The sequence below is a fragment of the Paracoccus marinaquae genome, from assembly GCF_018860165.1.
Lineage (GTDB): Bacteria > Pseudomonadota > Alphaproteobacteria > Rhodobacterales > Rhodobacteraceae > Paracoccus > Paracoccus marinaquae.
Genome location: NZ_JAHKNG010000004.1, coordinates 94,257 through 115,960 on the forward strand (window position 1 = coordinate 94,257; position 21,704 = coordinate 115,960).

Annotated in this window: 21 protein-coding genes; 13 read left to right on the plus strand and 8 right to left on the minus strand. The window is 67.2% G+C overall.

Going from position 1 to position 21,704, the window contains the following annotated elements:
- Position 1 precedes the first annotated feature (1 nt).
- From KNW02_RS04030 to KNW02_RS04050, 5 genes are all read left to right on the plus strand, one after another.
- The gene (locus KNW02_RS04030; RefSeq protein ID WP_216031986.1) at positions 2 to 871 is read left to right on the plus strand and encodes a TIGR01459 family HAD-type hydrolase; all 870 of its coding nucleotides are present in this window, start codon (positions 2 to 4) and stop codon (positions 869 to 871) included.
- Positions 872 to 1,062: 191 nt separating this feature from the next.
- Positions 1,063 to 1,506, plus strand: a complete 444-nt coding sequence (locus KNW02_RS04035; RefSeq protein ID WP_216031987.1) for a MaoC family dehydratase — start codon at positions 1,063 to 1,065, stop codon at positions 1,504 to 1,506.
- 30 nt (positions 1,507 to 1,536) lie between these two features.
- The gene (locus KNW02_RS04040; RefSeq protein WP_216031988.1) at positions 1,537 to 2,472 is read left to right on the plus strand and encodes a bifunctional riboflavin kinase/FAD synthetase; all 936 of its coding nucleotides are present in this window, start codon (positions 1,537 to 1,539) and stop codon (positions 2,470 to 2,472) included.
- On the plus strand, positions 2,472 to 2,912 hold the full coding sequence (locus KNW02_RS04045) for a YcgN family cysteine cluster protein (RefSeq protein WP_216031989.1): 441 nt from the start codon (positions 2,472 to 2,474) through the stop codon (positions 2,910 to 2,912). The genes KNW02_RS04040 and KNW02_RS04045 overlap by 1 nt, the downstream gene beginning before the upstream one ends.
- Positions 2,909 to 3,949, plus strand: a complete 1,041-nt coding sequence (locus tag KNW02_RS04050; RefSeq protein WP_216031990.1) for a threonine aldolase family protein — start codon at positions 2,909 to 2,911, stop codon at positions 3,947 to 3,949. Before KNW02_RS04045 ends, KNW02_RS04050 begins: the two co-directional genes overlap by 4 nt.
- 8 nt (positions 3,950 to 3,957) lie before the next feature.
- Here KNW02_RS04050 and KNW02_RS04055 read toward each other — a convergent pair whose 3' ends face one another.
- From KNW02_RS04055 to KNW02_RS04075, 5 genes are all read right to left on the minus strand, one after another.
- Positions 3,958 to 4,428 (minus strand): CinA family protein, encoded by a 471-nt coding sequence (locus tag KNW02_RS04055; RefSeq protein WP_216031991.1) that lies wholly within the window; start codon positions 4,426 to 4,428, stop codon positions 3,958 to 3,960.
- The gene (locus KNW02_RS04060) at positions 4,425 to 4,916 is read right to left on the minus strand and encodes a phosphatidylglycerophosphatase A family protein (protein ID WP_216031992.1); all 492 of its coding nucleotides are present in this window, start codon (positions 4,914 to 4,916) and stop codon (positions 4,425 to 4,427) included. The genes KNW02_RS04055 and KNW02_RS04060 overlap by 4 nt, the downstream gene beginning before the upstream one ends.
- 3 nt (positions 4,917 to 4,919) lie before the next feature.
- Positions 4,920 to 6,068 (minus strand): bifunctional 2-C-methyl-D-erythritol 4-phosphate cytidylyltransferase/2-C-methyl-D-erythritol 2,4-cyclodiphosphate synthase, encoded by a 1,149-nt coding sequence (locus KNW02_RS04065; RefSeq protein ID WP_216031993.1) that lies wholly within the window; start codon positions 6,066 to 6,068, stop codon positions 4,920 to 4,922.
- On the minus strand, positions 6,065 to 8,245 hold the full coding sequence (purL, locus tag KNW02_RS04070; protein WP_216031994.1) for a phosphoribosylformylglycinamidine synthase subunit PurL: 2,181 nt from the start codon (positions 8,243 to 8,245) through the stop codon (positions 6,065 to 6,067). Before purL ends, KNW02_RS04065 begins: the two co-directional genes overlap by 4 nt.
- A 343-nt stretch (positions 8,246 to 8,588) precedes the next feature.
- Entirely contained in the window at positions 8,589 to 9,494 is a 906-nt protein-coding gene (locus tag KNW02_RS04075) for a LysR family transcriptional regulator (protein ID WP_216031995.1), read from the minus strand.
- A gap of 159 nt (positions 9,495 to 9,653) precedes the next feature.
- Between KNW02_RS04075 and KNW02_RS04080 the strand changes: the two genes are divergently transcribed.
- The 8 genes from KNW02_RS04080 to KNW02_RS04115 all read left to right on the plus strand — a co-directional run bounded on the left by KNW02_RS04080 (position 9,654) and on the right by KNW02_RS04115 (position 19,020).
- Positions 9,654 to 13,043: an indolepyruvate ferredoxin oxidoreductase family protein gene (locus tag KNW02_RS04080; RefSeq protein WP_216031996.1), complete on the plus strand. Its 3,390-nt coding sequence runs from the start codon at positions 9,654 to 9,656 to the stop codon at positions 13,041 to 13,043.
- A gap of 66 nt (positions 13,044 to 13,109) precedes the next feature.
- The gene (locus tag KNW02_RS04085) at positions 13,110 to 13,922 is read left to right on the plus strand and encodes a glutamate racemase (protein ID WP_216031997.1); all 813 of its coding nucleotides are present in this window, start codon (positions 13,110 to 13,112) and stop codon (positions 13,920 to 13,922) included.
- Between the two features lie 9 nt (positions 13,923 to 13,931).
- The gene (gene ccmE / locus KNW02_RS04090; protein ID WP_216031998.1) at positions 13,932 to 14,390 is read left to right on the plus strand and encodes a cytochrome c maturation protein CcmE; all 459 of its coding nucleotides are present in this window, start codon (positions 13,932 to 13,934) and stop codon (positions 14,388 to 14,390) included.
- Between the two features lie 171 nt (positions 14,391 to 14,561).
- A complete protein-coding gene (locus tag KNW02_RS04095) occupies positions 14,562 to 15,173 on the plus strand; it encodes a holin-associated N-acetylmuramidase (RefSeq protein WP_216031999.1) in 612 nt (203 codons plus the stop codon).
- Positions 15,164 to 15,670, plus strand: coding sequence for a holin family protein (locus KNW02_RS04100; RefSeq protein WP_216032000.1), 507 nt, complete (start codon positions 15,164 to 15,166; stop codon positions 15,668 to 15,670). The genes KNW02_RS04095 and KNW02_RS04100 overlap by 10 nt, the downstream gene beginning before the upstream one ends.
- 91 nt (positions 15,671 to 15,761) lie before the next feature.
- The gene (locus KNW02_RS04105; protein WP_216032001.1) at positions 15,762 to 17,723 is read left to right on the plus strand and encodes a heme lyase CcmF/NrfE family subunit; all 1,962 of its coding nucleotides are present in this window, start codon (positions 15,762 to 15,764) and stop codon (positions 17,721 to 17,723) included.
- The gene (locus KNW02_RS04110) at positions 17,720 to 18,184 is read left to right on the plus strand and encodes a cytochrome c-type biogenesis protein (protein WP_216032002.1); all 465 of its coding nucleotides are present in this window, start codon (positions 17,720 to 17,722) and stop codon (positions 18,182 to 18,184) included. The genes KNW02_RS04105 and KNW02_RS04110 overlap by 4 nt, the downstream gene beginning before the upstream one ends.
- A gap of 65 nt (positions 18,185 to 18,249) precedes the next feature.
- Complete coding sequence (locus KNW02_RS04115; protein ID WP_216032003.1) at positions 18,250 to 19,020, plus strand: enoyl-CoA hydratase-related protein; 771 nt, start codon at positions 18,250 to 18,252, stop codon at positions 19,018 to 19,020.
- On the opposite strand, the gene KNW02_RS04120 is transcribed toward KNW02_RS04115, so the two are convergent.
- The 3 genes from KNW02_RS04120 to KNW02_RS04130 form a co-directional block, all read right to left on the minus strand.
- The gene (locus KNW02_RS04120; RefSeq protein WP_216032004.1) at positions 19,021 to 19,716 is read right to left on the minus strand and encodes an NUDIX hydrolase; all 696 of its coding nucleotides are present in this window, start codon (positions 19,714 to 19,716) and stop codon (positions 19,021 to 19,023) included.
- The gene (locus tag KNW02_RS04125; RefSeq protein ID WP_252733434.1) at positions 19,713 to 20,138 is read right to left on the minus strand and encodes a DUF983 domain-containing protein; all 426 of its coding nucleotides are present in this window, start codon (positions 20,136 to 20,138) and stop codon (positions 19,713 to 19,715) included. Before KNW02_RS04125 ends, KNW02_RS04120 begins: the two co-directional genes overlap by 4 nt.
- Positions 20,139 to 20,247: 109 nt before the next feature.
- Positions 20,248 to 21,642, minus strand: coding sequence for a diguanylate cyclase (locus KNW02_RS04130; RefSeq protein ID WP_216032005.1), 1,395 nt, complete (start codon positions 21,640 to 21,642; stop codon positions 20,248 to 20,250).
- Between the last annotated feature and the right edge of the window lie 62 nt (positions 21,643 to 21,704).

A 21,704-nucleotide genomic window follows, 5' to 3' on the forward strand; every position in this document is an offset into this window, starting at 1 on the left:
CATGACCCGCATCATCGAGCGGCTGTCGGAGATCGGCGGCGATTACGACGTGCTGTTCTGCGATCTCTGGGGCTGCCTGCATAACGGCAAGCAGCCCTATGCCGCCGCCGTGGCGGCCCTGCAGGAGTTCCGGCAGGGCGGTGGCAAGGTGGTGCTGATGACCAATGCGCCGCGCCCCAACGCCTATGTACAGGCCCAGCTTGCGCGCATGGGCGTGCCGGACGATGTCTGGGATCTGATCGTCAGTTCGGGCGATGCCGCGCAGGACGCCATGTTCGCGGGCGCGGTCGGCCGCAGGGTCTGGTTCATCGGCACCGAGAAGGATGACGGCTTCTTCAACGACATCCCCGCGGAATGGGCCGATGCGCCGCCGATCACCCGCGTCCCGCTCGAGGAGGCCGAGGGCATCGTCAATACCGGCCCGTTCGACGAGATGAACGAGGCGCCCGAGGATTACCGCGCCCGCTTCATGCTGGCGCGCGAACGCGGGCTGAAGATGCTCTGCGCCAATCCCGATGTCGTCGTCGACATGGGCGAGACCCGGATCTACTGCGCCGGCGCGCTGGCGCAGTTCTACGAGGAACTGGGCGGCGAGGCGCTGTATTTCGGCAAGCCGAACCCGCCGATCTATGATCGCGCCCGGCGGCTGCTGGGTCTGGGCGATCAGGCCCGCATCCTTGCCATTGGCGATGGCATCAATACCGATATCCGCGGCGCGCTGCAGGAGGGGATCGACGCATTGTTCGTGACCGGCGGGCTTGCGGCAGAGGCCTTTGGCCGCGATGTCGAAAGCCCCAGCCCGGACCTGCTGCAGGAATGGCTGACCCATCATTTCCTCGACCCGCAATACAGTATCGGCCGGCTGCGCTGATCCTGTAACCGCCCGCACCTCCATCTCCCGCGCCGCTCCGGCGCGGGATTTTTCGTGCCGGCAGTGCGGCAATCCGCAACGTAACAATCTTATACTTTGGTGTATGTTCAGCGATATATTGTTGCGTTTCGATTTTTATGCTGCTATGCAGCATGAACGACAAGAGGCCGACCCAGCTGATGGAACACGACATGTTTGACAATCTTCCCCGCGGCACCATCGTCATCGAGGATCTGGAAGTCGGCATGACCCGCCACCTGCAGAAACAGGTGACGGATCGCGATATCGAACTGTTCGCCGAGGTCTCGACCGACCGCAATCCGGTGCATCTGGACGATGCCTATGCGCAAGACACCATCTTCGAGGGGCGGATCGCGCATGGCATGCTGACCGCCGGGCTGGTCTCGGCCGTGATCGGCGAGCAGCTGCCCGGCCATGGCACCGTCTATCTGGGCCAGACGCTGAAATTCATGGCCCCCGTGCGCCCCGGCGACATGGTCCGGGCCGAGGTCACGGTCGAGGCGATCGACCATGCGAAACGGCGGGTCACGCTTGCAACCCGCTGTCTGGTGGGTGATACGGTCGTGCTGAAAGGCGAGGCGGTCGTGCTGGCCCCAAGCCGCAAGTTCGACTGACGGGGCCTCGGTGCCTCGATTGGGGGCGCGTTGCAGATCCATCACGACTGGACCGGTTTGCCCGCCGGCGCGCGCGGCGCCAGCATCGCCATGGGCAATTTCGACGGCATTCATCTGGGCCATCGGGCAGTGATCGACGCGGCACGCGCCGCCGCCACCGACGCGCCGCTGGGCATCATCACCTTCGAGCCGCATCCGCGTGAATTCTTTGCCCCCGACGCGCCGCCCTTCCGGCTGATGAATGCCGAGGCGCGGGCCAACCGCCTGGCGCGGCTGGGGGTCGAGCAGCTTTATGAACTGCCCTTCGGCCCGGTCCTTGCCGGCCTGTCGCCCGAGGCCTTCGCCCGCGAGGTTCTGGTTGACGGGCTGGGCGTGCGGCATGTGAGCGTCGGGCAGGATTTCTGCTTTGGCAACAAGCGCGCGGGCAATGTCCGGACGCTGAGCGATCTGGGTGCGGAACTGGGTTTCGGCGTCACCGCCGTGCCTTTGCTGGCCGCGCCGGACGGGCAGGATTACAGCTCGACCGCGATCCGCCGGGCGCTGAGCGAGGGCCGCCCCCGCGATGCCGAACGCATGCTGGGCCACTGGCACCGGATCGAGGGCGAGGTCGTGCATGGCGACAAGCGCGGCCGTGATCTGGGCTGGCCCACGGCGAACATGCGGGTCGAGGGGCTGCATCTGCCGCGGCTGGGCGTCTATGCGGTGCTGGTCGATGTGCTGACCGGGCCGGACCGGCTGTCCTGCCGGGGTGTGGCCAGCCTTGGCGTGCGGCCGATGTTCGGCCGCAACGCGCCCAATCTGGAAGTGCATCTGTTCGACTTCTCGGGTGATCTCTATGGCCAGCACCTGTCGGTGGCCTTGGTCGAATTCCTGCGCGACGAGGAAAAATTCGCCAGCATCGACCTGCTGACCGACCAGATCGCCCGCGACGCCGGGCAGGCCCGCGCGATCCTGTCGGCCAGCTGATGCGCGAACGTTTCTGGGAGCTGCCGCTGGCCAGCCTGACCCCGTCCGAATGGGAGGCACTGTGCGACGGCTGCGGCAAGTGCTGCCTGAACAAGATCGAATACGAGGATACGGGCGAACTGGCCTTCACCCGCGTCGCCTGCAAGCTGCTGGACAACCATGCCTGCCGCTGCAGTTCCTACGCCAACCGGCACGACTATGTGCCCGAATGCGTGGTGCTGACCCCGAAGAAGCTGAACGAGATCGCCTGGTGGCTGCCGGCGACCTGCGCCTATCGGCTGCGCCACGAGGGGCGGCCCCTGTACAAGTGGCATTACCTGATCTCGGGCGATCCGGAATCGGTGCATCGCGCCGGGGTCAGCGTGCGCGGCTGGACGATCAGCGAGGTCGAACTGTCCGAAGAGGACTGGGAGGATCACATCATCGAGGATCTGTCGTGAACTTCGCCTCGGACAATGCCTACGGCGCGCATCCGGCGGTGCTGCGCGCACTGGCCGATTGCAATGCCGGGGCGGTGATGGGTTATGGCGCCGATCCGGTGACGGCCCGCGCCGAGGCGGCGATCCGCGATCTGTTCGAGGCGCCGGAGGCGGTGATCCGCTTCGCCGCCACAGGCACGGCGGCCAATGCGCTGGTCTGCGCGCAACTGAGCCCGGCGGGCGGGCGCATCTATTGCCATCAGGATGCCCATATCCAGACCAGCGAATGCGGCGCGCCCGAATTCTTTTCGCATGGCGCAAAGCTGGTGACGCTGGCAGGCGCCGAAGGCCGGATGACCGCCGATACGCTGGCCGAGGCCCTGCGGCGCGGGGCCGGCGGCGGGCTGAACGGTGGCCGCAACGCCATGGTCTCGATCACCAATGCCACCGAATGGGGCACGGTCTATGCGCCCGACCAGGTCGCCGCACTGGCGGATCTGGCCCATGGGGCGGGGGTGCCGCTGCATGTGGACGGCGCGCGCTTTGCAAATGCCGCGGCGTCCTTGGGCTGCGCGCCGGCCGATATGACCTGGCGCGCGGGCGTGGATGCGCTGTGCTTTGGCGGCACCAAGAACGGTGCCATGGCGGCCGAGGCAGTGGTGTTCTTCGATCCGGCGCTGGCCGCGGGCTTTGACTTTCGGCGAAAGCAGTCGGGCCATGTGTTCTCGAAGCAGCGTTTCCTGGCCGCACAGATGCTGGCGCTGGTCAGCGACGGGCTGTGGCTGGATCTGGCGATCCGCGCCAATGCGCTGGCGTCCAGACTGGCCGAGGGGGTGCTGGCGGCCGGGGGCGGCCTCTTGGCCCCGGTGCAGTCGAATGCGGTGTTTGCGACGATCCCGGCCGGGGCACATCGGCGCGCACGGGCGGCGGGGGCGATCTATCACCTCTGGCCGGACAAGTCCGCCGAAGCCTCGGACCCGGTGCCGATCCGGCTGGTCACGTCCTGGGACACGCCCGATACGGATGTCGAGGCGTTCATCGCGCTGCTGGCCGGGTAGGCCGGGGTTCAGCGATCCAGCGCCGATCGCAGCAGTTGCAGGGCATGATCGACGGTGGCGGCGCGGACCTGATGCCGGCCGATGGCGCCGAATTCGACCGTCTCGGTGGTCACGCCGAAGGCGGTGGCGATGCCGAAACAGACCCGGCCCTCGGGCTTGTGCTCGGACCCGCCGGGGCCGGCGATGCCGGTGACCGAAACGGTCAGTTGCGCCCCCGACTGCGAAAGCGCGCCCTGGGCCATCTCGGCCGCGACCTCTTCGCTGACGGCGCCATGGGCGTCCAGCGTTTCGGCGCGCACGCCCAGCATCTGCTGCTTGGCGGCGTTGGAATAGGTCACAAATCCCCGGTCCACGACATCCGACGACCCCGCCACCTCGGTCAGCGCGCCCACGATCAGCCCGCCGGTGCAGCTTTCCGCCGTGGCGATCATGATGCCGCGCCGGCGGGCCGCGTCGAGGATCTGGGCGGCGAGGCTCATCTGATCAGCCCGTGCGAGATGCCGGCGGCGATCATGGTGGCAATGCCGGCGAAAAGCCCGGCCCAGAGGTCGTCCTTCATCACCCCGTCCACGCCGCCCTCGCGGTCGGCGCGGCCGACCAGCCAGGGTTTCCAGATGTCGAACAGGCGGAAGAACAGGAAGGCCGCGACCCAGCCCGGCCAGGGAAAGTTTCCGGCCGGCAGGCCCATCAGCCAGAAGCCGGCCGAGGGAAAGCACAGCGCCAGCCATTGCCCCGCCACCTCGTCGATGACGATCTCGCTGCGGTCGGGATCGGCCATGCCGGCGGTATAGCGCCGTACCGCCCAGAAGCCCACCACGGTCGCCGCGACGGTGGCCAAAGCCAGCAGCGGGAAATGCCCGATGCGGTGGATCAGCAGGCCAAGCGCCACCGCCACGGCCGAGCCCCAGGTGCCGGGCGCGGGGCGCAGCAGGCCGGCGCCGAACCAGATGCAGAGAAGCCGCTCCATGCGCTATTCCTTCAGCAAGGTGCAGGTGGCGATGGCGGCGATGCCTTCGCGCCGGCCGGTGAAGCCCAACCGTTCCGAGGTGGTCGCCTTGACGCTGACGCGGTCGGGCGCGATCCCGGCGATGCCGGCCAGCCGCGCGGCCATGGCGACGGCATGGGGGCCGATCTTCGGGGCCTCGCAGATCAGCGTCACATCGGCATTGCCGATGCGAAAACCCTGCCTGCCGGCAAGTTCCGCCGCGTGGCGCAGGAAGACGGCGCTGTCCGCGCCCTTCCATTGCGGATCCGAGGGCGGGAAATGGCGACCGATATCGCCCATGGCCAGCGCGCCATAGATGGCGTCGGTCAGCGCGTGCATGCCGACATCAGCATCGGAATGGCCGACCAGCCCGGCCTCATGCGGGATCTTCACCCCGCAAAGCCAGACATGATCGCCCGGTCCGAAGGCGTGAACGTCGTAGCCATTGCCCAGACGGATATCCATCGCGCCCCCCAGCAGTCTTTCGGCCCGCGCGAAATCGGCGGGGAAGGTGATTTTCAGATTGTCCTCGCTGCCGGGCGTGATCGCAACCTCGATCCCGGCCTTGCGGGCCAGTTCCACATCGTCGGCCGCGTCCTGCGGGTGCAGCCGGTGCGCCAAGGCGATGTCGGCCAGGGCAAAGCCCTGCGGGGTCTGGGCGCGATAGAGCCCCTCGCGCGAGGCGGTGCCGGTGACGGCGCCGTCCTGTCCCCGCCACAGCGCATCGCTGACGGGCAGGGCGGGGGCGGCGGCGGCGGCGCCCGATTGCAGCGCCGCGATGACGCCGCGGATCACCGCCTCGCTGACCAGGGGCCGCGCGCCGTCATGGATCAGGACATGGGTGATGTCGCTGCCCTCAAGCGTCGCCAGCGCCGCGCGGACGCTGGCTGCGCGGGTTTCACCGCCGGTGATGATGGTGACCGGGCCGGCGAAACCCGCAATGGCCCGGCCCATATCGTCGGGATGAACGACCAGGATGACCCGCTCGAACCCCGCGAAGGCCGCCAGCGCATGGGCCAGAACGGGTTTTCCGGCCAGATCGCGCCACTGTTTCGGAAGGTCGCCGCCGGCTCGACTGCCGCGACCGGCCGCCGTGACGATGGCGGCATAGCCTGCCGGTACGGTGAGTGTCATATGTGATCGGGCATGTCGCCGCGGATGGCGGCGGCGAAAGCCGTGCGATAGAGCGTGGAAAGTTCCGCCAGCGGCACGGCATCGCCGCCAAGCGAGACGGTGTCGCCGCCGAACCGGCCGACCGCGGCAACCGCGACGCCGGCGGCCCGACCTGCATGGATCAGGGCCTCGGCTCCCTCGGCCGAGCAGGCGACCAGATAGCGGGCCTGATCCTCGCCGAACAGCTGGCCGATCTCGGCCGTATCCAGCGTGAGGCCGAGCCCGGCCGCCTCGGCCATCTCGAAGGCCGCGAGCGCCAGGCCGCCATCGGACAGATCGGTGGCGGCGTTCAGATGCGCGCGGTTCGCGCGCAGGAATTCGCCATGCTTCCGCTCGGCCGCCAGATCCACATGCGGGGCGTCGCCCGCCTCAACGCCGAAGGCTTCGGCGGCCAGTGCCGACTGGCCCAGATGGCCCCGGGTGACGCCGATCACCAGCGCCAGATCACCGGCCGCGGGCAGGCCCGCGATCAGCTCATCCAGATCCGCGATCAGGCCGACGCCGCCGATGGTCGGCGTCGGCAGGATGCCCTTGCCGTCGGTCTCGTTGTAAAGCGAGACATTGCCCGACACGATCGGGAAATCCAGCGCCCGGCAGGCCTCGCCGATGCCCTTTATGGCGCCGACGAACTGGCCCATGATCTCGGGCTTTTCGGGATTGCCGAAATTCAGGTTGTCGGTCGTGGCCAGCGGTGTGGCGCCCACCGCGCAGAGGTTGCGATAGGCCTCGGCCACGGCCTGCTTGCCGCCCTCATAGGGGTTCGCCTTCACATAGCGCGGGGTCACGTCGCTGGTGAAGGCCAGCGCCTTGCCGGTGCCGTGGACGCGGACCACGCCGGCGCCAAGGCCGGGGCGGCGGATGGTATCGGCGCCGACCTGCGTGTCATACTGTTCCCAGACCCAGGCCTTGTGGGCATGGTTGGGCGACCCGATCAGCGCGCGCAGGGCGGCAATGGGGGTGATCCGGGGCAGGGCCGGGGCGGGGGCGGCAGCCGGGGTTTCCACCCAGGGCCGGTCATATTCCGGCGCGCTGGAGGACAGTTTCGACAGCGGCAGGTCGGCCTTCACCTCGTTGCCATGCAGGATCAGGAACCGGTCCTCGGGGATGGTCTCGCCGACGATGGCGAAATCCAGATCCCATTTCTCGAAGATCGCCCGTGCCTCGGCCTCCTTCTCGGGCTTCAGCACCATCAGCATGCGTTCCTGGCTTTCGGACAGCATCATCTCATAGGCCGTCATCTCGGTTTCGCGCTGCGGCACGTGATCGAGTTGCAGCAGGATGCCCAGCCCGCCCTTGTCGCCCATCTCGACCGCCGAGCAGGTCAGGCCCGCCGCGCCCATGTCCTGAATGGAGATGACGCTGCCCGAAGCCATCAGTTCAAGACAGGCTTCCAGCAGGCATTTTTCGGTGAACGGGTCGCCGACCTGGACGGTGGGGCGCTTTTCCTCGATCGTGTCGTCGAATTCGGCCGAGGCCATGGTCGCGCCGCCGACGCCGTCGCGGCCGGTCTTGGCGCCCAGATAGACCACCGGCATGCCGACGCCCGAGGCGGCCGAGTAGAAGATCTTGTCGCTGTCGGCGAGGCCCGCGGCAAAGGCGTTCACAAGGCAGTTGCCGTCATAGCTGCGGTGGAACCGCACCTCGCCGCCGACATTCGGGACGCCGAAGCAGTTGCCATAGGCGCCGACCCCCTCGACCACACCCTTGACCAGATGCGGGGTCTTGGGATGTTCGGGGCGCCCGAAGGACAGCGAATCCATCGCCGCGATGGGCCGCGCGCCCATGGTGAAGACATCGCGCAGGATGCCGCCCACGCCGGTCGCGGCACCCTGATGCGGTTCGATATACGAGGGGTGGTTGTGGCTTTCCATCTTGAAGACCACCGCCTGACCGTCGCCGATATCGACCACGCCCGCATTCTCGCCCGGGCCGCAGATCACCTGCGGGCCTTCCGTGGGCAGGGTGCGCAGCCATTTCTTCGAGGACTTGTAGGAACAATGCTCGTTCCACATGGCGCTGAAGATGCCCAGTTCGGTAAAGCTGGGCTCGCGGCCGATGATCTGCAGGATGCGGTCATATTCGTCGGGCTTCAGCCCGTGCGCGGCGATCAGATCGGCGGTGATCGACGGTTCCTGCATGTCCGGCCCTTCCTGCCCGTGGAGTCTGGCGCCTTGTATGGCGAGAGATGCCGGTTTGGAAGGGCGGTGGATCGGGTAAGATCGCGCTGCGACAAAAAAAGAGCCGGGCAAGAAGCCCGGCCTAAGTCCAACAGGGAGGTTGAAGGTGATGCGCGGTTAGGCTGACCACCGCCTTCGAAGCATGATTTATGTGCAGGCCATTGCCGAATCAAGTATCTTCATGCTGCACGTGCAGCATAGCCGACATGCCGTTGCCGAATAGCTACACGCAAGAGTTGATCTTCAACCGCCGAATCACGACTTTTCTGACTCCGATATCAAGGGAATCCGCCTGTTTAGCGGATCAGGCTGTCAAGTTCTCGCTTTGCAGGCGACGATAAGCCTGAATCTCCTCCAAGACAAAATCGCGGAAAACCGCCACGCGGCGGGTTTGCCGCAATTCCTCGGGGTAGGCGAGGAAGACTGGAACCTCGCCCGATTCTGTCTCGGGCAGGACGCGAACCAGGCGCGGGTGATCGAGGGACAGGTAGTCGGGCAGGACGCCGATCCCGACATTGGCAAGCACGCCCTGCAGCACACCGAAATAATTGTTCACCGTCAGGGTCGAGGTGATGTTCTGGGTCAGGATCTCCTGCACCAGCCTCGCGCCGGCGGCGACCTGCGGCTGGTCGGTCTTCTGGCAGATGATCCGGTGCGCGGCCAGATCGGCCATGCTTTCGGGGGTTCCGGCACTGTCCAGATAGTCCTGGGTCGCATAAAGCCGCATGCGGATGTTCAGCAGGCGCCGGCGGATCAGGTCGGACTGGCTGGGCTCCTTCATGCGGATGGCGACATCGGCCTCGCGCATCGGCAGGTCCAGAACCCGTTCCTCCAGCAGCAGGTCGATCTTCAGATCCGGGAATTTCTCGTACAGCTTGTAGAGACGCGGTGCCAGCCAGAGCGAGCCGAAGCCGACCGTGGTGGTGACCTTCAATTCACCCAGTACGCTTTCCTCGCTGTCGCGGATACGGGCCGAGGCGGCATCAAGCTTGCGGGCCATCGCGGAGGTGGCGTCGAACAGCAATTCGCCCTGTTCGGTCAGAATCAGGCCGCGGGCGTGGCGGTGAAACAGGGTCGCCCCGACCGATTCCTCAAGTGCGCGAATCTGGCGGCTGACCGCCGATTGCGACAGATGCAATACGTCGCCGGCATGGGTCAGGCTGCCGGCATCGGCAACCGCATGAAATATTCTGAGCTTGTCCCAGTCCATAGCTGTTACAATCCTGCGAGGTCAGCCATGCATTTTTTGCAAATCTACACTCCCCTGCCTGTCCCGGCACGTAACGTCAAGCGCCGAATTTTTCCTTTATTGGTCAGCATGACTGACGTATAGTCTGCGCCAGCCATGCGCCATCGGAGGAGACGCAGGATGAGCAAGCAGGAATTCTCGCTAGCCGACCGCTTCGATCTGTCGAAGACACACGTATTGTTGAACGGGACGCAGGCACTGGTGCGGCTGATGCTGATGCAGGCGGCACGCGACGAAGCCGCCGGGCTGAGGACGGCCGGGCTTGTCACCGGCTATCGCGGCAGCCCGCTTGGCGGGGTTGATCTGCAGATGATGCGCGAGGGCAAGCGGCTGGCCGAGGCAAATGTCCTGTTCCAGCCCGGCCTGAACGAAGATCTTGCCGCGACAGCAATCTGGGGCAGCCAGCAGGCCGAGTTGCGTGGCGAGGGGAAATATGACGGCGTCTTCGGGCTGTGGTACGGCAAGGGGCCGGGCATCGACCGCAGCGGCGATGTGATGCGGCATGCGAATATGGCCGGCTCGTCGAGACATGGCGGCGTGGTCATGGCCATGGGCGACGATCACACCGGCGAATCCTCGACCGTGCTGCACCAGTCGGACTGGGCGATGATCGACGCCTATATCCCGGTGCTGTCGCCGGCGGGGGTGCAGGAAATCCTCGACTACGGGCTTTACGGCTTTGCGCTGTCGCGCTTTGCCGGTGTCTGGACCGGGCTGAAGACCATGAAGGATACGGTCGAGGCGACCTCGGTCGTGAATGGCGACCCGCACCGGCTGTCCTTCGTGCTGCCCGAGGTGCAACTGCCCGAAGGCGGGCTGAACATCCGGCTGGGCGATACGCCCCTGGCGCAGGAAGCGCGGATGATCGACCACAAGCGGTGGGCGGCCGAGGCGTTTTCCCGCGCAAACCGGATCGACCGGCAGGTCTGGGGCAAGCCCGGCGCCAAGATCGGCTTTGTCGCCGCCGGCAAGAACTGGCTGGATCTGGTCCATGCGCTGTCGCTTCTGGGGATCGACGAGGCCGAGGCGGAACGGCTGGGCATCACCACCTACAAGGTCGGCCAGACCTGGCCACTTGACATGAAGTCCATGCAGGAGTGGTCTGAAAATCTTGATCTTATCGTTTGCGTCGAGGAAAAGCGCAAGCTGATCGAGGTGCAGCTGAAAGAGGCGATCTTCGACAATCGGCACGGTCGTCGCGTGCATGGCTGGAAGCATGACCGCAGCGGCGAGGAACTGTTCCCGACCCGCTATGCGCTGGATCCGGTGATGATTGCGCAGAAGATCGGCGGCATCCTGATCGAGGAGGGGCGCGGCACCGAACATATCCGGGCCGGGCTGGAGCGGCTGACCGAGGTGCGCCGCAACGACAACGCCCCCGAGATTGCCACCCGCACGCCGTGGTTCTGTTCGGGCTGCCCGCATAACAGCTCGACCAGGCTGCCTGAAGGCAGCCGCGCCTATGCCGGTATCGGTTGTCACTACATGGTGCAGTGGATGGACCGCGACACCAACGGCTTCACCCATATGGGCGCCGAAGGCGTGAACTGGGTCGGCGAGGCGCCGTTCAGCAAGAGAAACCATGTTTTCCAGAATCTTGGCGACGGAACCTATAATCATTCCGGGGTTCTGGCGATCCGGGCCGCGCTGGCGGCGGGGACCAGTATCACCTACAAGATCCTCTATAACGACGCGGTGGCGATGACCGGCGGCCAGCCGAACGAGGGCGGGCTGACCGCACCGCAGATCGCGCGTGAACTGGTGGCCATGGGGGTCGATCCGGTCGTCGTGGTTTACGACGAGAAGGAAGAGATCGACCGCAAGCAGTTCCCTTCGGGTCTGCGCTTCGAGGAACGGGCCAACTTGATGACGGTCCAGCGCGACCTGGGGGCCGCGTCCGGTGTCAGCGCCATCCTCTATGTGCAGACCTGTGCCGCCGAAAAGCGCCGCCGCCGCAAGAAGGGCCAGTTTCCCGATCCCGACCGCCGCATCTGGATCAACCCCGAGGTCTGCGAGGGCTGCGGTGACTGTTCGGTGCAGTCGAACTGCGTCTCGGTGGTGCCGCTGGAGACCGAACTGGGCCGCAAGCGGCAGATCGACCAGTCCAGTTGCAACAAGGATTACAGCTGCGTGAACGGCTTCTGCCCCAGCTTTGTCAGTGTGAAGGGCGGCAAGCTGAGGAAACCCGAGGCCGCGGCCTTCGACATCCCCGATCTGCCACGACCCGCCCTGCCGGCGATCAGCGGCACCCATAACGTCGTCATCACCGGCGTCGGCGGCACCGGTGTCGTGACCATCGGCGCGGTGCTGGCACAGGCCGCCCATATCGACGGCAAGGGCGCGGGCATGATGGAGATGGCCGGCCTCGCGCAGAAGGGCGGTGCCGTACATATCCATCTGCGTCTGGCCAACCGGCCCGAGGATATCAGCGCCATCCGCGTGGCCACGGGCGAGGCCGATTGCGTCATCGGCGGCGATCTGGTCGTCAGCGCCGGCGCCAGAACGATCGGGCTGATGACCGGCGGCCGGACTGGCGCGGTGGTGAACGACCACGAGATCATCACCGGCGATTTCACCCGGATCCGCGATTTTCGGGTGCCCTCGGACCGGCTGAAACTGTCGCTTGAGTCGCGCCTTCGGGACCGGGTGGCGTTCTTCGATGCCAATGATCTGGCGCTGCGCATGCTGGGCGATTCGATCTATTCCAACATGCTGGTCCTGGGGGCCTGCTGGCAGCAGGGGCTGATCCCGCTGACCGAACAGGCGATCATGGAGGCGATCCGCCTAAACGGCGCCAAGGTGGCCGAGAACCAGCGCGCCTTCCAGATCGGCCGTTGGGCGATGGCCTTTCCGGATCAGGCGAGAAAGCCTGTGGAAGTCGCTGAATTGCCTGCCGATCCGGTCGAATACCGGGCCGCGCGGTTGGTCAGCTATCAAGGCAACCGGCTGGCAAGGAAATACCGCAAGCTGGTCGATGCCGCGCCCGCGCCGCTGCGCGAAAGCGTGGCGCGCGGCTATTACAAGCTGCTGGCCTACAAGGACGAATACGAGGTCGCACGGCTGCATCTGGACACCGCCCGCCAGGTGGGGGCGATCTGGGAGGGTGACGTGGCGCTGTCCTTCCATCTTGCCCCACCGATGCTGCCGGGCAGGGATGCCAATGGCCGCCCGAAGAAGCGTGAATTCGGGCCGTGGATGGCGCGCGGCTTCCGGCTGCTGGCGGCGATGAAGGTCCTGCGGGGCACCCCCTTCGATCCCTTCGGCTATTCCCATGAGCGGCGGCGCGAGCGCGCGATGATCCGCGAATACGAGCAGGACATGCGCGAATTGCTGGCGAAGGTCACCGATGCCACCATGCCGGTCGCGGTTGAACTGGCCGAACTGCCCTTGAGCGTGCGCGGCTTCGGCCCGGTCAAGGAAAGGGCGGCGGACGAGGCCGCGCATCGGCGCGCGGATCTGCTGGAGCGGTTCCGCAGCGGACTGCCGCCCCTGCAGCATGCCGCCGAATGATCTGGGTCATTCCCAAAGCCCCTGCATCGCCCTAGAAGGGCTGCGCGGAGCAAGGGGAAGGACAGCATGGCGGTTGGTATTTTTGATTCGGGTCTGGGCGGTCTGACGGTTCAGCAGGCCATTGCCGCCCGCCTGCCCGAGGTGCCCCTGGTCTATCTGGGTGACAATGCCAAGATTCCCTACGGGGTGCGCACCGCCGAGGACATCTTCGATCTGACCTGCGCCGGCGTCGAGCGGCTGTGGCAGGAGGGTTGCGATCTGGTGATTCTCGCCTGCAACACCGCCAGCGCGGCGGCGTTGCGGCGCATCCAGGAGAAATGGCTGCCCGCCGACAAGCGTGTCCTCGGGGTGTTCGTGCCGATGATCGAGGCCCTGACCGAGCGTCGCTGGGGCGACAATTCGCCGCCCCGCGAGGTGACGGTCAAGCATGTGGCGCTGTTCGCCACCCCCGCCACCGTCGCCAGCCGCGCCTTCCAGCGCGAGTTGGCCTTTCGCGCCGTGGGCGTGGATGTCGAGGCTCAGCCCTGCGGCGGCGTCGTCGATGCCATTGAAATGGGTGACGAAATTCTGGCCGAGGCGCTGGTGACCAGCCATGTCGAGGCGCTGTTGCGGCGCATGCCGCAACCCGAGGCGGCGATTCTGGGCTGCACCCATTATCCCTTGGTCGAGGCGACGTTCCAGCGCGCGCTTGGCCCGCAGGTCAAGGTTTACAGCCAGGCGGGGCTGGTGGCCGAGAGCCTGGCTGACTATCTTCAGCGCAGGCCCGAATTTCTCGGCTCGGGAACCGAGGCGAAATTTCTGACGACGGGCGATCCCGCGCGGGTATCGGGGAAGGCGACGCAGTTCCTTCGCCGTCCGATCCGCTTCGAGGCTGCATGAGGTGACACGATGGCCGGTCTGAAATCGCTGAAGAAACGCCGCCGGATACAGGTTCTGGGCGGCGCTGCGCTGGCGCTTGCGGTGGCGGTCGCGCTGATCGGATACGGCTTTCGGGACGGCATCAACCTCTATCGCTCGCCCACGCAGGTGGCCGAGGCGGCGCCGGCGCCCGACGAGTATTTCCAGCTTGGCGGGCTGGTGAAGGAGGGCTCGATCATCAACCGCGACGGCGTGGCCTTCGATTTCGTCATCACCGACGGGGCGGTCGAGATTCCGGTCGCCTATATCGGCCGCGACCCACGCCCGGACCTGTTCAAGGAGGGCCAGGGCACCATCGCCAAGGGCTATTTCCGCGACGGCCGTTTCGAGGCTCAGAACCTGCTGGCCAAGCATGACGAGACCTACATGCCGCGGGAGGTGATCGATACGCTGAAGGATACCGGGGTCTATCAGGACCCGAATTCCTGATCCCGCGTCCCGCGACGGCCGGGGGCGCTTCGCCCCCCGGACCCCCCGAAGGTATTTGCAAAGAGTGCGAGGGGCCGCGCGCAACGCCCGGCCGGTTAACGGCGGGTTAACGCGAAGGGGTGAGCCTTTCCCGATCCGCCGAACCGGTGCGGAGGGTCTGAGGGGATCGCGATGCCGAGCGTTGAAGAGATTGCACGAGAGATCGTCGCCCGCGAGGGCGGCTATGTGAACGATCCCGACGATCCGGGCGGGGCCACAAAATACGGGGTGACGATCGGCACGATGCGGTCGCTGGGGCTGGATATGAACCGCGACGGTCGTGTCGATTCCGCCGATGTGAAGGCGCTGAGCCGGGAGCAGGCCGAAGGGATTTTCGTCGAGCATTATTTCCGCCGGCCGCGCCTGGCCGAACTGCCACCGGTGGTGCAGGCCAGCGTCTTCGACATGTATGTGAATGCCGGGGCCAATGCGGTGAAGATCCTGCAGCAACTGGTGACCCGGATGGGCTTTCCGGTGGCGGGCGATGGCGTGGTCGGGCCGAAGACCATCGCGGCGGCGGCGGATGCGGCGGCCGCCGCGCCGGATCATCTGGGCGATGCCTACGGGATCGCGCGGCGGAACTATTACTACGCGCTGGCCGACCGGCGCCCGGCGAGCCGCAAATATGCGCGCATGCGCGGCGGCGGCAAGGGTGGCTGGATCACCCGGGCCGAGGCCTTCATCACGCCGAAATATCACCTGACCGAGGCCGGGCACCGCGAAAGGACTGCGAAATGGGCATGATCGAGCGTTTCATCGGGCTTGCGCCCGGCATCACCGCGCTTGGCAGCGCCGCGACCGGCATGGCCGAAGTGTTCACCCAGAACGCCACCCGCAAGATGGAACTGGAGGAGGAGGCCTATGCCCGCGCCATCACCCAGTTGGGGCAGGAGTTCCAGATCGCCCGGGCCGGATTCTTCGACAGCCTCGTCAACGGGTTGAACCGACTGCCCCGGCCATTGCTGGCTCTGGGGACGATGGCGCTGTTCGTCTATGCCATGGTGGAACCCGTCGGTTTCGGGCTGCGCATGGAGGGGCTGCAGCAGGTGCCCGAGCCGCTGTGGTGGCTGCTGGGGGCCATCGTGGGCTTCTATTTCGGGGCGCGCGAGGCGCATCACTTCCGCAACCGGGCCTGGCCTGCGCGGGCGCAGGCACTGGAGGCGGCGCCGGTCGCGTCTCCGGATGACGATTTCGCCGACAATGCCGCCCTCAGGGATTGGGTCTCGGGCCTGCGCGGATAGGTCACACGGAAAACTGAGCGGGATCGACGAAGGGGGGACTTTCCCCCCTTTTTGCGTCGCCCTATGCTGCGGGGGACGGAGGACCGCCCCCATGATCGCAGAATTCGGCCATTTCGCCCTGATCCTCGCCTTTGCGGTGTCGCTGTATCAGATGACCGTTCCGATGATCGGCGCGGCCAAGGGCTGGGCCGGCTGGATGGACAGCGCCCGTCCCGCCGCCATGACGCAGTTCCTGCTGGTGGGGCTGTCCTTCGCGGCGCTGACGGTGGCGTTCGTTACCTCGGATTTCTCGCTGAAGCTGGTCTACGAGAACAGCCATACCGCCAAGCCGATGCTCTACAAGGTGACCGGCGTCTGGGGCAATCACGAGGGCTCGATGCTGCTCTGGGTGCTGATCCTGGCGCTGTTCGGGGCGGCGGCGGCGGCCTGGGGGGGCAATCTGCCACCCAGCCTGCGCGCCCGCGTGCTGGGGGTGCAGGCCTCGATCGCGGCGGCCTTCTATGCCTTCATCATCTTCACCTCGAACCCGTTCCTGCGGCTGGCCAATCCGCCCTTCGACGGGCGCGACCTGAACCCGCTGCTGCAGGATCCGGGCCTCGCCTTCCATCCGCCGTTCCTGTACCTCGGCTATGTCGGGCTTTCGATGACCTTCAGCTTTGCCCTTGCCGCGCTGATCGAGGGGCGGGTGGACGCGGCCTGGGCGCGGTGGGTCCGGCCCTGGACGCTGGCCGCCTGGATGTTCCTGACCGTCGGCATCGCGCTTGGCTCGTGGTGGGCCTATTACGAGCTGGGCTGGGGCGGGTTCTGGTTCTGGGATCCGGTGGAGAACGCCAGCTTCATGCCCTGGCTTCTGGCGGCGGCGCTGCTGCATTCGGCCATCGTCGTCGAAAAGCGCGAGGCGCTGAAAAGCTGGACCATCCTGTTGGCGATCATGGCCTTCGGGTTCTCGATGATCGGCACCTTCATCGTGCGCTCGGGCGTCATCACCTCGGTCCACAGCTTTGCCAGCGACCCGGCACGCGGCGTGTTCATCCTTGGCATCCTGACCGTCTTCGTGGGCGGCGGGCTGACGCTTTACGCCGCGCGGGCGGGGGCGATGACGGCCAAGGGGGTCTTCGCGCCGGTCTCGCGCGAGGGCGCGCTGGTCCTGAACAACGTGCTGCTGGCGGTCGCGGCCTTCGTGGTCTTCATCGGCACCATGTGGCCGCTGGTGGCCGAACTCCTGTGGGACCGCAAGCTGTCGGTCGGCGCGCCCTTCTTCAACAAGGCCTTCACGCCCTTCATGATCGTGCTGGCCATCGTGCTGCCGGTGGGGGCGATCCTGCCGTGGAAGCGGGCGGTGCTGGCCCGCGCGCTGGCGCCGCTGCGCGGGGCGCTGCTGTTCGCGGTGGCGGTCATGCTGCTGGTCTTTGCCGTCTCGACCGGGCGCAGCGCCATCGCGGTGGTCGGCGCCGGTCTGGGCGCCTGGCTGGTCGCGGGGGCGGTGGCGGAACTGATCCACCGCACCGGCAAGTCGGGCCTGTCGCGCCTGCTGCGGCTGCCGCGGGCCGACTGGGGCAAGGCCATCGCCCATGGCGGGCTGGGCGTGACCTTCATCGGCATCGGCCTGCTGACCGCCTGGCAGGTCGAGGATATCCGCGTGGCGCAGGTCGGCGAGCCCTTCGATCTGGCCGGCTATCAGGTCACGCTGACGGCGGTCGAGGAGGTCGAGGGGCCGAACTACATCTCGACCACCGGCACGCTGCAGGTGACGCGCGGCGGCCGCGAGGTGGCGGTGCTTTATCCCGAAAAGCGGGTCTATCCGGTGCAGGCCATGCCGACCACCGAGGCGGCGATCGACAACGGCATCTTCCGCGACATCTATCTGGTCATCGGGGACGCGCAGGCCGATGGCGGCTGGGCGATCCGCTCCTATATCAAGCCCTTCGCCAACTGGATCTGGCTGGGCTCGATCCTGATGGCGCTTGGCGGCCTGATCAGCCTGTCGGACCGGCGCTATCGCGTGGCCGCAGGCGCGCGGCGCGCGGCGGCCAGCGCGGTGCCGGCGGAATGAAACGGCTGGCCCTGATCCTTGCGCTGCTGTTGGCGCTGCCGCTGGCGGCGCTGGCGGTGCAGCCCGACGAGGTGCTGGACGACCCGGTGCTGGAGGGGCGCGCGCGCCAGATCTCGCAAAAGCTGCGCTGTCCGGTCTGCCAGGGCGAGAATATCGACGAATCGAATGCCGCCATCAGCCGCGATCTGCGGCTTTACGTTCGCGAAAGGCTGGTCGCCGGAGACGACGACACGCAGGTGGTCGACGCGGTGGTGGACCGCTTCGGCGAATTCGTGCTGTTCGAGCCGCGTGCCCGCGGCGGCAATCTGGTTCTGTGGCTCGCCGGGCCGGCGATGGCCCTGATCGCGCTGCTGATCGCCTGGCGTTTCATGCGCGGCCGCGCGGCCGCCGCAGCGCCGCCGGCGGTCACGCTGAGCGAGGCAGAAAGATCGCGTCTCGACGAGATCATGCGGGGCGAGTGACGCGAGGTTCGGCTTTGCAGGCCGCAGCGATTTGAGCATCATGCCTCCCAAACAGGGGAGATGCCATGAGCTACGAAACCATCCAGTTCGGGGTAAGCGACGGAATTGCCACGCTGACTCTCGACCGTCCGCAGATGATGAACGCGCTGAACAGCCGCATGCGGGCCGAGATCACCCAAGCGCTGACCACGCTTGACGCCGAGGTGCGCTGCGTGGTGCTGACCGGGAACGGGCGGGCCTTCTGCTCGGGCCAGGATCTGAGCGATGCGGGCGAGGAACTGGACCTCGAGGCGACGCTGCGCGACGAATACGAGCCGATGCTGCATGCGGTGCGCAACGCGCCCGTGCCGGTGATCTCGGCGGTGAACGGCACCGCCGCCGGGGCCGGGGCCAATCTGGCGCTGGTGGCCGATGTGGTCATCGCGGCTGAAAGCGCCAATTTCATCCAGGCGTTCACCCGGATCGGCCTGATTCCGGATGCGGGCGGAACCTGGGCGATCCCGCGTGCGGTCGGGGGCGCGCGCGCCATGGGCATGATGCTGTTTGCCGATGCGATCCCGGCCCGGCAGGCGGCCGATTGGGGGCTGATCTGGGAGGCGTTTCCGGATGAGGCTTTCGCCGAGGGCGTCGCCGCGCGCGCGCGCCATCTGGCGCAGGGGCCGACCTTGGCCTATTGCGCCGTCCGCGAGGCGGTCTCGGCCTCGTTCGACAACGATCTGGACGGGCAACTGGCCCTGGAGGCGCGGCTGCAGGGGCAGGCCGGGCGCAGCAGCGATTTTCGCGAGGGCGTGGCGGCGTTCCTCGAAAAGCGCAAGCCGCGCTTTATCGGGCGCTGATCAGACGATCTGCGAAAAGCGCGGCGAGGGGCCGCGATTGTCGAAGAAGGGAACCGTATCCGGCAGGGGCAGGGGCGCGTCATGCGCGACCGACCCCACCAGTTCGGCCACCTCGGCCAGAACCACCTCGGTGATGAAGGGCAGGTTCAGCGCCCGCGCCTCGGTCAGCGGCACCCAGTGCAGATGCGACAGTTCATCGCAGGCGCGGCCGAAATCCTCGGGGTCGCCGGAAATCGCGGCGGCGTCAGCGACGAAGAAATGCGCGTCAAAGCGGCGCGGCCGGCCCGGCGGGGTGATCGCGCGGAAGACATAGGACAGCGTTGAAGCGTCCGGGCCGAGGCCGGTTTCGGCATAGCCCGGCCACGGGCTGCGCGGACCGCCCGTCTGGCCGATCAGCAGCCCGGTTTCCTCGGCCAGTTCGCGCAGTGCGGCGGCCGCGATGGCGTCGGGATTGCTGCCCGCACCCTCGCGCGGCTCGGCGCCAAGCCGGCGGAGATGCGGCTCGGCCAGCTTGCGGGCCAGCGGCGCACCCGCATCCTCGGCATCGACGGCGCCGCCCGGAAAGACGTATTTCGATGGCATGAACACGGCCTTGGCGCCGCGCATCCCCATCAGCACCGAGGCACCCGAGGCCGCGCGCCGCAGCAGGATCATGGTCGCCGCGTCGCGGATCGGCGGATCGGCAGGGGAATTCATGTCGTCGCGGGTTCGGGGGCGTCGCCGAAGCCGTGCATCCGCCGCGCCCATTGCAACCCGACCATCGCCCCCTTGATGCGCGGTAGCAGCAACAGGGACAGCACGATGGCGCCGAGGCCGAAGCTGAGGATCATGGTCGCCGCCGAGGGCCGCCAGGCGATATAGCTGGCCAGCAGCAGCGGCGCGCCCAGATGCGAGACCAGCAGGATGGTCAGGTAGGCCGGGCCGTCATCGGCGCGCTGGTGATGCAGTTCCTCGGCGCAGGTCGGGCAGTGATCGGCAACCTTCAGATATCCGCGGAACAGCCGGCCCTCGCCGCAGGCCGGGCAGTACCCGCGGGTGCCGCGCCACATCGCCTGCCCGGTCGGGCGCTCGGTCTCCGGGGTTGCGGTCGATCCGCGGGACATCAGGGCTTGTGGCATCGGGCGCCTCCATGCATGGGCCGGACGCCGGATGACGTCGCGCCGCCACAATCTAGTGTCGGAATGCCGGTTTCGCCAGCCCCGGCGGGCGAGGATCTGGCGGGAAGGTTCAGGCCGCGTGTTCGGTCTGGGCCAGCATGACCCGGTTGCGACCATGGGACTTGGCCAGCATCAGCGCCCGGTCCGCGCGTTCAAGCGACCATTCGGCCAGCTGGTCGGGGCGCAGCCCTTCTTGGCAGGGTCGGCCGGTGGCGACGCCGACCGACAGGGTGACATGCACAGAGCCGCCCCCGGACAGATCCGGCAGCGGAATGGGTTGCGCCTCGACCGCCCGGCGCAGATCTTCGGCACAGCGATAGGCCGCCGCCTCATCCGCCCCGGGCAGGATCGCCAGAAATTCCTCGCCGCCCAGCCGCGCGGCGATCCCCTGCGGGCCGATGACGGTTTCCAGCCGCCGCGCGACCTCGCGCAGCACGGCGTCGCCGGCGGCATGGCCGTGAAGGTCGTTGACCCGCTTGAACCGATCCAGATCCAGCAGCAGCACGGCGAAGGGCAGCCGGTCGCGCCGGGCATTGCCGACCGTCTCGGCCAGCCGCGGCAGGGCATAGCGGCGGTTATGCAGCCCGGTCAGCGGATCGGTCATCGCCCACATCATGTTGCGCCGCAGCTCGGCCCGGCGCCGGTCGCCCTGCTTCTTGCGCGACAGCTGCGCCTGCAGCGCCAGCACCGTGCTCTCGATCCCACCACCGCCGCCAAGGTCGATGGGCAGCACGTCGCCGGCCCCCAGATCCAGCGCGACCGCCGACAACTCGTCCCTCTCGGGCGTGGTCGCGATGACGAAGGCCGAATCGCGCGATCCGCTGCGCGAGCGCAGTTCGGACATCAGGCGCAGCCCGTCGCCGCGGCCCTCGATATCGGCGGCGATCAGGTAGAGCGCGGCCGCCCGGCCTGACGCTGCCGCCGCCAGCGCCTCTTCCGGGTTGTGGATCGAGAACCTGCAGGACAGCCGGTCCCGCAACAGGTGACGCCAGCGCAGGGCCCGCGCCGGGCTGTCGGCGACAAGTGCGATCTCGATGCGGGCGGAGGGGGCGACGAAGGCCGTTGGTGCCTCGGCAAGGGCCGACTGCAACTCGATGTCGCTTTCGGCATCGCGCAGCAATCCGCGGATCCGGGCCAGAAGCATCTGTTCATCGACATCGACAGACAGCACCGCCGCGGCCCCGGCGCGCAGCGCATCGAGCCTGCCGGCAGCCCCGGCCAGCATCAGGACCGGAATCGCCGCCAGATCGCGGTCACCCTGCAGCCGCTTGCAGATTTCGATCGGGCCGGGGGCGGCGAAGCCCTCGCCCAGAACGATCAGGTCGGGGCGATCCGCCAGGGCTCGCATCCGCAACCTCTCGGGCGTTTCAACCGTAATGACGTCATAACAGGCCGCGGCCAGCCGCACCTTCAGCCTGATCCGCGTCGTCGCCACGCCGTCAGCCACCAGGATGCGTGCGGTCATCATCTGCCCCATTCGATTCAGGTCCTCGTTCGGATGGACCCTTTCAGCAATTTCTTAATAAA